This is a genomic window from Gardnerella vaginalis (genome assembly GCF_040427915.1).
Lineage (GTDB): Bacteria > Actinomycetota > Actinomycetes > Actinomycetales > Bifidobacteriaceae > Bifidobacterium > Bifidobacterium vaginale_C.
The window spans coordinates 321,601-334,453 of record NZ_JBETXJ010000002.1 but is presented as its reverse complement, the minus strand read 5'-3'; the positions used below and the strand labels follow the sequence as shown (position 1 = coordinate 334,453).

Below are 12,853 nucleotides of genomic sequence, written 5' to 3'. Positions count from 1 at the left end.
CTACTAGGCTTTTTGCTTATGAAAGTGGGGAATATGAGCATTCTTGATTCGTTTACTACACAATTTGGATTAGTTAAAAAAATAGACGCCTTCGGATTCTTGGATTATTTAAAGAAGAATCCAAGCGAGCAAAAAAAGCACGGTAAAGTGCTACTCGTTACAGCTGATACTCCTCTTAAGGCTTCTAGAGGAGAAGGTAAAACAACTACCACTATTGCGCTGGTAGACGCTCTTAGAGAACGCGGAGTAGATGCGGCGGCTGTTTTGCGACAGCCAAGCATGGGCATTACTGCAGCTGGTTCAAAAGGTGGAGCTAGCGGCGGCGGAAAGTCATCGCTTTCGCACCCTGAGCTAATCGATTGGGGATTGTGCGGAGAAATGGCCGCCATTGAATGTGCGCAGAATTTGCTTGTTTCTTTTGCAGAAAAGGCGATTGACGAGGGTATTTTAGACACGATTTTAGTGCCGCGAGTAAGCGAAGTGCCTTCAAGGTCTTTGCGTAGCATTTCTGTTGATTTTGGCAAGGGCACGGTTGCGGAGCGCGTTGTGTTAACGCCAACTTGTGAACTTATGCAAATAGTAGTGCTTTCGCGAAGCATGGAAGAAATCGCAAATCGCGTTGCTGCAATGATTGCTGGCACAAAGGACGGAAATCCTGTTAAATTTGGCGATTTTGTTGACTTGTGGCGAATCACAAATATTCTTGCCGACGCTGTAAAGCCTGCAAAAACTGAGACGATTAATGGATCTCCAATCTATGTTCATTGTGGTCCATTTGCCAACGTTTCGCTTGGTATTCCAAGCCTTGTGAGTGTTGAAATGGCTTGCGCGCTACACGATGTTGTTGTTGTGGAAGCAGGCTATGGCACGGATGCTGGCGCTCAAAAGTGGCTAGATATTGCGGTGCGTGAGTTTGGAGCAGCAATGCCATCGGCGGCGGTTGTTGTCACTCGAGCAACTACTTGGCGAGATGATGAAACTCTTGCATGGCGCTACCCGTTCCACGTTTCGCGCCTTGAGTCGCTTAATATTCCTACGTTCCCTCTTATCAATTTGTGGGAAGGTGAAGATAGCCAAGTTCCAGATTTGCTTGAGCAGGCTAAGACTTTAGGATTCCGTAAGCCGATTGTTGGCAATTTGTTCCGAGACGGCGGCGATGGCTTGGCAGATCAGCTAGATGATTTTGTGTCTGTAATCACTGCTGATACTGAAACGAAAGTTCCGCAAAGCCGCCGAGGAAAGTCTCTGCGCGATCGCATTAATTTGCTTTGCGCAGAGGCGTATGGAGTTCCAGAAAGTCGAGTGATTGAAAAGGATGGTTTTGCTGCTTCTTTGACTGCAGCACAGGATTTGTGCAATAAGGCTGGTGTTGATTTTGATAGCTTGGCTCTTGTTGCTGTAAAGTCGCCAGCAACCATGACAGATGATGATCATGCGCCTGAAGATTCTCGCACTGTAACTTTAAAGAAAGTAGAAGTTCATGCTGGAGCTGGGGTTGTGCAAGTCAACCTTACGTCTTCGCTTACAACTCCTATGCCAAAAATAGTGTGATTGCTTTTTAAATATTAATCATTAATAGCAAATAACAAAACGTCGTCAACGCATCAATCATGGTGTGTGGGCGACGTTTTTGTTTTATGAATGTCGTTTATGAATGTTGTTTATAAACTCCTTTTATCTTTTACATAGGATCCATGTTGTATCTATCGTAAAGATATTTGTGTATTGAATTTGTGTCATATTGTGTAATGTGAAAAACCTCACATGTATTATTTAATTATCATATTGTTATAACAACAGAAAATATTACGATTTAGTTTTATTACAAGAGAGTTAACATGCATATTTTTCGTATTTTATCTTAATTAATTTAAATTTTTCTTCAGACTCTCCGAAGGTGTTTTTCTTATTCGGCGATTCTATAAATATAAAAAGGGTTTTAGTTGTCGGAAAATTTACGACAATTTTCGGTTTGAAAAATAAATTTTTTAGTGTTTTACTCGTGGCTTGGCTCATAACTATTTTTATGAGCGAAGGGAGAAAATACTTAATGAAAATGAAAATAGTGACAGCTAGCTTATTAACGGCCACGTTATTAACAGCAAGTTTATCTTCTTCGGCGTTAGCTCAGTCGAGCAATGATAATGCTTTCACTAATCGTGAGAACATTCCAACGAATAAATCCAGTATTAACAACATTGATTTAATTCCTGCTCCTACCCAGCATTTCGGCAAGCCAGATGGGAAACTTCCAGAAGTAAGAACTTCAATCAGCTATGTTGATGGAGATTCTACTGACAATCATGCGAATACGAATAAAACTAATAAAATTCTGCGTCCAGGTAGCAAGCTTACGCTCCGGGCTACAGCAAAATTTATTGTTCCTGAAGATGGCGATGTTTTTAGACCATATCTTCGACTAGCCATTCCGAAAATTCTTACGGTAAATGCAAATGATTTTGTTGTTGATGCTGGCAATGTTGCAAATAAAGTAGTACAAATTTCAGATTCTAAGTCGTTTGGTAATCACAATCTCGGTAACTACAATCTTTTCGACGTTTACTTTAACTACAACGAGTGGTCTTCTGATTTTGCGACAGAAATGCCGCATCTTGCTTCCATAAAAGGCGTGAACCACTCTGGCAATGTATTATCCAATGGTGATGTAATAAAAAATAATCAAACAGTTTCCATTGAAATCCATACAGTAGTCAACAGTAATGCAAAAACTTCTGATCTAGTTGATTTGAAAAATTACAAAAAAGGTGTGAAACCATTAATCCAAGGCAGAGTGTCTTATATGCCTTTCCCAACACCTATGGAATATACTTCTACAATCGGCGGATTAAGAGATTTTCCAAACGATAGGATACTGCAAAAGAACCCATGCTTAGTGCGTTCGGATCTGGTAACTGGATGGGACGGCAGAGATAATTATGGATTCTGGTTCACTGGTCTATCTATGGAAACGAGCGGCGTTGATTATGACGGTAGAAGCACTATGGTTGAGTCGCAGAATGGTGTTTGGTCACCGCAATTAATACCTGCAAATATTGAGCATAACCAATTCGTAACTATTTATCGCAATGGGAACGATAATAATCCGATTAAGTTGAGATTTAAAATTCCATTTGGTTCTAAGAACTATGCTTTAAATGGAACTAAGCAAGTTTTTAAAAATCATCATTTAACAGTTTTCCGTTCGCCTAACAACAACGATGAAGCTCGTAAAATTATGGCTAATATTGGAATAGAAAAAGTTGCTTATGGGGATACTGAAGTTTTCGGCGATATTTTGGATTCTAAATATTTCGATGGTTGGGGAACTGTTCCAGAACAAAGCAGACCTTCTGAGTTGCTAATATCTGGAGAATTTAACCCAGATTCAACTGTGTTTGGTCCTGATAATATTAGCAACGGTATTTGGATGAGTGGAAAAGCAAGCGCATACATAAAATCGTATTATCGTGCGTTAGATTGTAATGATAATTATCCAGATAATACTTTGAAATATCCGCCAATTATTAACAAAATTCAGGAGACTGTTGCAACGTATGCGCGCAGTAATCGCAGCAAAGTGAGCACAGTTCCTGTTGAAATCGTCATTCCCGCATCTTTGAGTGGACGCGTGTGGTTTGATGCTAACCATAATGGTATTCAAGATAAGGGAGAGTCGAGCATAATTGGTGCAAAAGTACAGCTTGTTAAACAGTATGGGGATAGCACAGTAATCGACATAAATGGCAATAAGGTTAATCCTATTACCACTACTTCGCCTGATGGATCTTACGAATTTACTAATTTGCTGCCAGGAAACTATGTTGTTAAATTTACACTTCCAGAAGGTAGTGAATATTTTGGTTTTACATACACGCGTAAAGGGTCAGATTCCTCTGTAGATTCTGACGCGATTCCTGGAGAGCCTGTAACTGATAGATCTGTTACAGAAAAAGGATCTGCAGCAACCGATAATTCGTCTTCAAAAGACTCATATGTTGGCAATATAAATCTTTCTGCTGGCGAAGATAAGAAGCATATTGATGCTGGAGCTTTTAAGAAGGATGAGCCTAAGAAGGATGATCCGAAGGATCCTGATCATAAGCCGAAGCCTAAGAATCCTCAGCCTGATCCTAAGAATCCCAAGGAGCCTAAGCCTAAGGACCCTAAGCCGAAAGATCCGCAGCCTAAGCCAAAGACTGATCCTAAGAATCCGAAGAAGGATAAGCCAAAGGATCCTGATAATAAGCCAAAGCCAAATCCTGAGCCGAAACAGGATGATCCGAAGGACCCTAAGCCTAAGCCAAAGACTGATCCTAAGAATGACAATCCTGTAAAGCCTGATACTCCTAAGTCTCCTGATCCTAAGAAGGATGATCCGAAGAAGGATGAGCCAAATCCTAAGGATAAGCCTAATAATCCAAATTATCAGGATAGGGATGTACCTGATCCTAAACCTGAGGATCCTAAGAAGCCTGATAATCCTACGAAACCTAAGGATGATAAGCCTGATACTCCGAAGAAGGATGAGCCTAAGCAAAATCCTAAGCCAAATCCTGATCCTAAGAAGGATGAGCCTGAAGATACTAAGAGTGATGAGCCAAAGGATACTGATCCTAAGTCGGATGATCCGAAGGACAATGAGAAGCCTAAGGATCCTGAGTCTAAGCCTGATGAGTCTAAGCCTGATGACCCTAAGGATCCTGATACTGATGACACAGAATCTAATGATCCCCCTCAGTATGAGGATCCCCAGCCTAAGGAGGATCCTTCAGAACCTAATCACTCTGAGATTCGTGAATTAGATAATCCGATACCAAGCATTAATAATGATTTAGATAGCAATAATAGTCAGTCGAATGAAAGTTCGTTTGACAATAATAATTCTGATTCTAAGCAAGAGCGTGTAAGGGATAAGCTTGTAAACACTGGCGTAAGCACAGTTTTCACAGCTGTTGCGTCTGTTGCTATGCTCGCTTTGGGTGCTACGAATAAAATAAAGCGTTATTTCTGCAAGGGTAAGCACAGGCAATAATTGTAGAAAATTCAGGTGAATAATATAAAACGTCGTCAACACATCAATCATGGTGTGTGGGCGACGTTTTTGTTCTTGCTTTTGTTTACCATTTGACCCAAAAAGGGAACAAACGCGGGAGCGTTGAAGTTAAATTACGCAAATGTGCGATTCAGCCAATCGCAAGCAAGGTCAATCCACTGCTGAACTTCTGGCTGCACAAATTCAGGAATTACTGCACCGTTCTCATCGCGCTTAGCTGTTTCTTTAACCGCCAAAGCCAATCCGTGCGGACCCTTAGGGAACAAGTGTGCTTCCACGCTTACGCCAGCTTTAACACAAGCATTAATAAACATAATCGAGTTTTGAACTGGAACTGTCTGGTCTGTAATTGTTTGCCAAACGAACACAGGTGGAGTCTTAGAATCCACGTGGTTTTCCAACGAAAGCTGTTCAACGAGTTGCGCGCGAGTACTAGAATCTACATCTCCAAAAAGACGATCGAAAGTTGGCTTATGTGCGTATTCGCCAGCGGAAATCACTGGGTAAGCAAGCATAAGAGCGTTTGGTCGAACGCCGTTTGCGTTGTATCCATTTGCTTCTTCAACATCGTCGCTAACGCTAGTCGCAAGATTTGCGGCTACATGACCTCCTGCAGAGAATCCAATAATCGCCACTTTTTGCGCATCTACATGCCATTCTTTTGCATTATCGCGAATCAATTGCATAGCTTGTGCGGCTTCCAAAAGCTGAGTCGGGTGTGCGCTAGGCACAAGCGAGTAGCGTAAAACAAATGCGTGGAATCCAGCAGCAGCAAACTTCATAGCAATAGGTTCTGCTTCGCGATTAGAAACTCGCAAGAATCCGCCGCCTGGTAAAATCAGCACTGCTGGGCGTGTTTGATCTCCTTCGCTATCTAAGTTGTCGTCTAAAACATATCCAGTAAGAAGTGCGTTACTACCGTCAACGCCTTTAATTTTACGTTCTATAATCTTCATGGTATCTCTTTTCGTTTTGCGCGAGTGCAATTTATGCTAAGCATAAACTTAAGCATAATTCTAATCAAATACCTTGTTTTTTAAGTGCGTTATTTTATAAATTCGTGTAGAGTCTTAAGAGGTTTTATAAGGAGATTTAAGATGCGTAATGAAGAAGATAATTTAGGAAAAGTTGTTCTTGCAGCCACTCCGATTGGCAATATGGGAGATGCTTCATCGCGCTTGATTAATCTTCTAGAAACCGCGGATATTGTTGCAGCAGAAGACACGCGCAGACTTTATGATCTTGCAAATCGCCTTGGCGTGCATGTTTCTGGGCAAGTTATTGCATATCACGATCACAATGAGCACAACAAGGCAGATGGATTGCTAGACAAGGTTGAGCAAGGCAATACCGTTCTTGTTGTTTCTGATGCTGGTATGCCTACTATTAACGACCCAGGTCTTGCAATTGTTCGACGTGCAATAGAGCGCGATTTGTCCGTTACTTGCGCGCCTGGGCCGAGTGCTGTGCTAGATGCTCTAGCGCTTTCTGGCTTGCCTACAGACCGCTTCTGTTATGAGGGTTTCTTACCGCGTAAATCGGGCGACAGACAGCAGCATTTGCGCTCGCTTCTTTCAGAGCGGCGAACAATCGTTTTTTATGAGGCTCCACATCGCATTTCGGATGCAATGGAAGATATTTTTGCAGTTTTTGGCGCAGATCGCAAAATGGCGTTATGTCGCGAGCTTACAAAGGATTTTGAGGAAATAAGACGAGGTAGCGTAAGTCAGATTAAGGAAGGAGTTGCGATTGACCCTCCGCGTGGAGAAATTGTTCTTGTGATTGCTGGAGCTAGCGATGAAGAAATCAAGCAGCAAAACATTGATTTGAGCGTTGAACAGCTTGCGCAAATGTCTTACGATCTTTCGCAAAATGAAGGTTTGCGTATTAAAGATGCTATAACGCGTATTGTTTCGCAAAATCCTCTTTCAGACGGTTCTTTTGCGAATCGTAAAGAAGTTTATGCTGCTTGTTTAAATATCAAGTCATGAAATCTGTTTCGCGTAATCGTAGCTTTCTAAAAGTACGTCTAAGCTATGCTTAACATCTGGACCCCCTTTTTGTGAAATATACTCCAGTATTTTTGCGTCAGCTGCTGGGTTTGCTATAACCCATTTTCGTAAGTGCGGAATGTTTCTCGCTATGTGCCAAAGTATTTCTTTGTTCGTATTTTCGCAGCATGCTACTTGTTCTGTGAGAATAATTGGCGGTTTTGGTGGTGGATCTTTTGTTCGTGTTTTATGGAAATCTTCTGTATTTTCTTGTACTTGATTTAAGTGTTCAATATTAATATTCATAAAAAATATCTTCCTGTTCTATAACGTTTCTTAACCAATCTTTTGCTTTTTGTGCTCCTGGAAAATGTGGGTTGCTATTTATGATTTTTTCGCATTCTTTAAAACTTGTTTCATATTCTTGAATCAGATTGAAAATTGTGTCTTTTTTGCGTATCTCGTCGTAAATATTTTTCGATGGTGTTAATGCTATGTCGCAGATTGTTCGAGCAGGAGATGTTATGCGCAAATCTTTAATCACCTTTTGTTCTCTCTTCAACAATTTTCGTCTGAATACTCGTAATGGATGGTCATGTGGTACTACGCGATAATGACTGCCGGATATAACGTCTAATATGTTTGGAATTGTTCCTCCAAGCCAAATCCAGGATGCTGTAAACATGCAGGCTGCAGAGTCTCGTGGTATCAGCTTTTTGAGTATTTTGCAACGCCCTTCAATTGTCTTTGCAGTGGAATGTGCAAATCCGCTTCTTATTGACAATCGTTCAAAAGCTCCGAATTTAGATAATTTCTTCATACACAATGGTCCTGGCAGATGCGTTGTGTCTAGTAGGGTCGGAAGATTTTTACTAATGTCAATGTGTTGATTTTTATTGTCGTAATTTTCAAGAATTATTTTTGTTTCTTGAGCTATATCTTTAGTTGTACTGTATTTACTCGCATCATAGTTTCTGCTTTTTGAAGTGCTTTTTGAAATGTTTTTTGAATTGTGTCTTGAAGTCTTTTTTAAATTTTTAGCGATTGTCTTGATCGTGGATTTATCTGTTCTTTTATTTGTTCGCTTATCGGTTGTTTTGCGTGTGTATTTACTTGTATCATTAGCCGAATTGTTAATAGTTTTGTTTGCAATAATTTCTACTTCGTTGTTCATAATCCCTCCTTTCTTGTTTCAGACATAATGATTGGGAATAATTTTTTTATGCATATGGTTTTAGACAGAATAGATACGTTTATTTATGTTGTCCATAAGATTTTTGCGAAATGTGTAAAAGTGGATTTTTAAGCCTTTTTACATTAAAAAATGTGCATATGTGGATATGTTTTTTATTAAGGTGTCCTCGCTGAACAAGATAATATTTGGCTATGAGTCATATTTTGGTGAATGTTGCATGGCCTTACGCAAATGGCCCTCGTCATATTGGTCACGTTGCAGGATTTGGTGTTCCTTCAGACGTGTATGCGCGTTATGAGCGCATGAAGGGCAATGACGTGCTTATGGTTTCTGGTACAGACGAACATGGCACGCCGATTTTGGTTGAAGCAGATAAAGAAGGCGTTAGTGCTCAGGAGCTTGCTAACCGTTATAATCGCGTTATTACTAAAGATTTGTGCGATTTGGGCTTAAGCTACGATTTGTTTACGCGCACGACTACAGCAAATCATGAGCACGTTGTTCAAGAGATGTTCCGTCAGTGCTTAAAGAACGGATACATCTACAAGGGTACTCAGAAGGTTGCGATTTCGCCTTCTACAGGTCGTACTCTTCCAGATCGCTATATTGAGGGCACTTGCCCACTTTGCGGCGCGGATGGCGCTCGAGGCGACCAGTGCGATGCTTGCGGAAACGAGTTGGATCCAGATGAGCTTATTAATCCTGTTTCTAAGATTAACGGCGAAACTCCGCGATTTGAAGAAACAGAGCATTATTTCCTCGATTTGCCTGCATTAGCGGACGCTAATTTGAATTGGTTAAATTCTCGAGATGGTTGGCGCACAAATGTTATCAACTTCTCGATTGGATTATTTAAGGAAGTCAAGTCTCGAGCTATTACGCGAGATATTGACTGGGGTATTCCTGTTCCTGTAGAAGGATGGGTTGATAACCCGAATAAGCGCTTGTACGTGTGGTTTGACGCTGTTATTGGCTACTTGTCTGCATCTATTGAATGGGCACGTCGTCAGAGTAAGCCAGATGCTTGGCGTGATTGGTGGTGTGACCCTAAGTCTCCTGGTTACTACTTTATGGGCAAAGATAACATCACCTTCCATTCTCAGATTTGGCCTTCAGAAATGCTTGCGTATAATGGCGCTGGTTCTAGAGGCGGCGAGGCTGGAGTTTATGGTCCATTGAATATGCCTGAGCAAGTTGTTGCGTCTGAGTTTATGACTATGGAAGGCAAGAAGTTCAGTTCTTCGCGTGGAATTGTGATTTACGTGAAGGATATTTTGGCGCGTTATCCTGTGGATGCTGTGCGATACTACATTTCTATTGCTGGTCCTGAAAATTCTGATGCCGACTTTACTTGGGCAGAATTTGTTCGTCATAATAACGAAGAGCTTGCTGCCAGCTGGGGTAATTTGGTAAATCGTGTCGCTAATTTGATTCATAAGAATTTCGGAGAGATTCCTGCTCTGGATGAAGATTCAATGACAGATATGGATCGCGCTTTGCTCGATCAAACCTCTAACGCTTTTGAGATTGTTGGCGGTTTGATTGAACGTCATCATCAGAAGAATGCGCTTAACGAGGCTATGCGTGTTGTGTCGGATATAAACAAGTATATTTCTGCGACTGAGCCTTGGAAGATTAAAGATGATGAAGCACGTCTTGGTACTGTTTTGCACGTTGCGGCTCAAGCTGTTTCTGATGCTAATCATTTACTTGCTCCATTCTTGCCACATTCTGCGCAAAAAGTGTGGGAAGCTCTTGGTGGTACGGGTGTGTTCTCGCCTCTGCCAAGAATTGAAGAGGTGACTGACTTAGATAATCCAGATTTTAAGTATCCGATTATTACTGGCGACTATCGTCTTGGCGAAACTGTTCACCCATGGGAGAGCGAAGAATTAGTGACTGGTACGCCTGTCGCTAAGCCAACTCCGATTTTTGCCAAAATTCCTAAAGAGGCGATTGATGAGGAGCTTGAGCGTTTTGAATCTGCGCTTGCTGCTCGTCGTAAAGCTGACGAAGAAAGATTGGCTGCGGCTAAAAAATCACTAGAATCTAAGTGATCAAACGAAAAATTTTAAGTTATAGTGACGCATGTAACAAAAAATAGGTTTACTATCAGGATTTAAAAAATTTTTTAAGGAAATTTTTAGGTTATATGCGTGTTTTGCGAGAAAAGTGTGGTTATAATAGATATTGCTGATGGTTATCCATCAGTGAGGTTCGTTCGCGAACCCCATAACTGAAACCTTCTTCTCTCTTTCTCTCTGCCCCGGTGGGTCTTCTCTTTCCCACCGGGCTTCTTTTTATCTTTTTCAAGCGTTCGCCGCTTACCCTACCATTTGTTCCTTTATTTCTGCCAAGTGTGGTGGAGATTTGAGATTTTTCGACGCAAGAGAGGGCGTGAGCGCGCTGTAACGCGCGAGCGTAGAAACACCCAGCCCTCACGCAACACCAAATAAGGAATATCGCTCGCGTTATATTTGCATCACGAGCGAGACAAATATAACGAAATTAAGCCAAAAAGCGTTACAAATATCTCATCAATGATGCAAATATAACGAAAATCAGCCAAAAATTGTTACAAATGTCTCACGAGAGAGACAAATCTAACGAATCTGGGTCAAAAAAACGCAGACTGCGTGGCAATCTGCGTTTATAAATCAGTTACACTCTATATCGAGTTTAGTGGCAGCGCTTTGAAAGCGGCTCCCATGGTTCAAGCATTACTGGCTCTTGGTCTAAGATAGCTAGAGTTGCTTCATCGAGATACTTCTTGTTAATAATGATTTCTGTAACGTAGCGGTCAAACCACTGTGCGGAGCCGACATAGTATCCGTCTTCGCCGTTATCTTTACCCCAGCTGTTTTCAATCTTCCAGCGGTCTGGCTCACCATCTTTGTTAAGGTTTACGCCAGTAAAGGTCATTGCGTGGTTGCCTGGGCAATCCATATATTCCAAACCTTTAGCTTTGTCGAATGTAAACTCTACATCGAATAGTTCGTCTACGCGCACAACTGCAGGATCAAAGAACCCATCTTGTCTGAGTGAGAACTGAGTGCAATCGCAAGCGAACCAGATTGGATGTCCGTCTTTTAGCTGATCGACAGCGGCTTTGCGGAATACTTCTAGCGCAACGTTTGCAAACTCCATTTCCTTCGTCTCAGCAACGTTTGTGGTGTATTTAAGCTGGTAGAGCTTGTTGAACGGAGTGTGTTCCATTGGGGAGTTGCACAAGCTCACAAAGTCGTTTACGTCAATTGGAACGTATTTCTTTGCGAATTCTAGTGGTGTAATTCCATATTCGCGAATCATTGGACGATCGTCTTTGCCAGTCTTTGGCTTTTCGTCTTTCTTTTCGTCTTTCTTTTCGTCTTCTTTGGCTTCGTTCTTTTTGTCGTCCTTTTCGTCCTTCTTATCGTCGTCATCTTTAGTACGTGCAATAAAGTCGAAACGCTCTGGTGGCTCGCCAAGTGCGATAGCTGTCATACGGTATACGGTTTCAAGGTCGCGGATTTTCATTTCGCGCAACTCTTCTATGGAAGTACCATTCTTGTGTGCTTCGCGCAATTCAGCCGCGAATTCGCGCAACTTGGTATTTATGTATTGTACGAATGCATCTGAGTCAATAGCATTTTGTGAATCTGGGTATGCGCTCTTTGGCACGAGTCCGTACTTGTTTACCAAGTTAACGAACATTTGCCACCATCCGCCGTCGTCGATCGGACCGTAGTTAATGTTTTCAAAGATTCGACTATCTAGGGTTTCGTCTAATGTTGCCAACACGTTTTCCAAGTACGCATTTGCCTTTTCAATCTTGTCCCAGAAGAACAAGTAGCTTTCGGAAAACTCGAAGTCGTCTAAATTCCACTTGTGCATTAATTCGTAACGCAAAGTGTTAAGGGAAGCGAACATCCAGCAACGTCCAGAGTGCTGTTGGTTTGTTATTGATCCTTGTTTTAATTCTATGGAGAAGTTGCGTGGTAAAGCACGCTGTCCTTGATAGCTTGTTGCAGCTTTAAGAACGCCGTTTGCTACGGAAGCGTTTGCCGCTACGCGATTTGCTCGCTGTTCGTTAAAATGCTTGGAATATTCGCGTACGTTGTCTATGGTAACGGCTTTTACTTTTTCAGACATATATCTCCTTTTGTTGTTAGGTTGAAAATAAGCGAATAAGCGTTATTGTAGCGTGTTCAATGCACGAGTAGCGTTTTGCGTGATTTGTGCTTTTTAGTAGGATGCTAGTAAAACTAATTGCAATGTGTTTTGTTCGTACAAAATATTATCGTATTTGCACTTTTATTACGATTTACGAAACTAATTTTCGTAAAATTTAAATAATTCCGTTAAATATTCTGATGTTTTGTTGATTTTGTGTATTAATTTTTGTGATAATTGATATTTATTCCGTATTATTGCATGTTTATTTTAAGCAATGTACATAGGTTAGCTAAAAATATACTAATTACATGTCCCATTTATGAGGGCTTACTTAAGTGTGCCTTGAGTACGCTTTTGATTTGCTTTTGCAACTGGGTATAGCAAACGATGGCAGTGTGCAGGCTTGAGGCTTGCAGTTACCAGATGGAGGTAACAATGTTTAGACGTAGAAAAGAGTCA

8 protein-coding genes are annotated in these 12,853 nt (G+C 41.3%); 4 read left to right on the top strand and 4 right to left on the bottom strand.

The window, feature by feature from the left end; all coding sequences use genetic code 11:
* Positions 1-33 precede the first annotated feature (33 nt).
* Positions 34-1,551: a formate--tetrahydrofolate ligase gene (locus ABVC65_RS01365; RefSeq protein WP_353582418.1), complete on the top strand. Its 1,518-nt coding sequence runs from the start codon at positions 34-36 to the stop codon at positions 1,549-1,551.
* Positions 1,552-2,050: 499 nt separating this feature from the next.
* Entirely contained in the window at positions 2,051-5,032 is a 2,982-nt protein-coding gene (locus ABVC65_RS01360; protein ID WP_353582417.1) for an SdrD B-like domain-containing protein, read from the top strand.
* 134 nt (positions 5,033-5,166) lie between these two features.
* Here the strand turns inward: ABVC65_RS01360 and ABVC65_RS01355 are convergent, their stop codons facing one another.
* Positions 5,167-6,009 carry an alpha/beta hydrolase gene (locus tag ABVC65_RS01355; protein ID WP_353582416.1) on the bottom strand — a complete coding sequence of 281 codons (843 nt, stop codon included), beginning with the start codon at positions 6,007-6,009 and terminating at the stop codon, positions 5,167-5,169.
* A 141-nt stretch (positions 6,010-6,150) separates the two neighbouring features.
* On the opposite strand from ABVC65_RS01355, the gene rsmI reads away from it, so the two are divergent.
* The gene (gene rsmI / locus ABVC65_RS01350; protein WP_353582415.1) at positions 6,151-7,044 is read left to right on the top strand and encodes a 16S rRNA (cytidine(1402)-2'-O)-methyltransferase; all 894 of its coding nucleotides are present in this window, start codon (positions 6,151-6,153) and stop codon (positions 7,042-7,044) included.
* Here rsmI and ABVC65_RS01345 read toward each other — a convergent pair.
* Together ABVC65_RS01345 and ABVC65_RS01340 are read right to left on the bottom strand one after the other, a co-directional pair.
* Positions 7,039-7,350, bottom strand: a complete 312-nt coding sequence (locus ABVC65_RS01345) for a hypothetical protein (RefSeq protein ID WP_075038713.1) — start codon at positions 7,348-7,350, stop codon at positions 7,039-7,041. The genes rsmI and ABVC65_RS01345 overlap by 6 nt on opposite strands.
* On the bottom strand, positions 7,340-8,218 hold the full coding sequence (locus tag ABVC65_RS01340) for a hypothetical protein (protein WP_353582414.1): 879 nt from the start codon (positions 8,216-8,218) through the stop codon (positions 7,340-7,342). The genes ABVC65_RS01345 and ABVC65_RS01340 overlap by 11 nt, the downstream gene beginning before the upstream one ends.
* Before the next feature lie 212 nt (positions 8,219-8,430).
* Here ABVC65_RS01340 and metG point away from each other — a divergent pair, with 212 nt between their 5' ends.
* Entirely contained in the window at positions 8,431-10,296 is a 1,866-nt protein-coding gene (metG, locus tag ABVC65_RS01335) for a methionine--tRNA ligase (RefSeq protein WP_004123163.1), read from the top strand.
* A gap of 622 nt (positions 10,297-10,918) precedes the next feature.
* Here metG and ABVC65_RS01330 read toward each other — a convergent pair.
* Positions 10,919-12,370 (bottom strand): aminopeptidase C, encoded by a 1,452-nt coding sequence (locus ABVC65_RS01330; RefSeq protein WP_353582413.1) that lies wholly within the window; start codon positions 12,368-12,370, stop codon positions 10,919-10,921.
* Positions 12,371-12,853 lie beyond the last annotated feature (483 nt).

What these genes read in the sequence shown, in the direction of transcription:
- ABVC65_RS01365 (WP_353582418.1), top strand. Translation starts at nt 34, where the DNA reads ATGAGCATTCTTGATTCGTTTACTACACAATTTGGATTAGTTAAAAAA.
- ABVC65_RS01360 (WP_353582417.1), top strand. Translation starts at nt 2,051, where the DNA reads ATGAAAATGAAAATAGTGACAGCTAGCTTATTAACGGCCACGTTATTA.
- ABVC65_RS01355 (WP_353582416.1), bottom strand. Translation starts at nt 6,009, where the DNA reads ATGAAGATTATAGAACGTAAAATTAAAGGCGTTGACGGTAGTAACGCA.
- rsmI (WP_353582415.1), top strand. Translation starts at nt 6,151, where the DNA reads ATGCGTAATGAAGAAGATAATTTAGGAAAAGTTGTTCTTGCAGCCACT.
- ABVC65_RS01345 (WP_075038713.1), bottom strand. Translation starts at nt 7,350, where the DNA reads ATGAATATTAATATTGAACACTTAAATCAAGTACAAGAAAATACAGAA.
- ABVC65_RS01340 (WP_353582414.1), bottom strand. Translation starts at nt 8,218, where the DNA reads ATGAACAACGAAGTAGAAATTATTGCAAACAAAACTATTAACAATTCG.
- metG (WP_004123163.1), top strand. Translation starts at nt 8,431, where the DNA reads ATGAGTCATATTTTGGTGAATGTTGCATGGCCTTACGCAAATGGCCCT.
- ABVC65_RS01330 (WP_353582413.1), bottom strand. Translation starts at nt 12,370, where the DNA reads ATGTCTGAAAAAGTAAAAGCCGTTACCATAGACAACGTACGCGAATAT.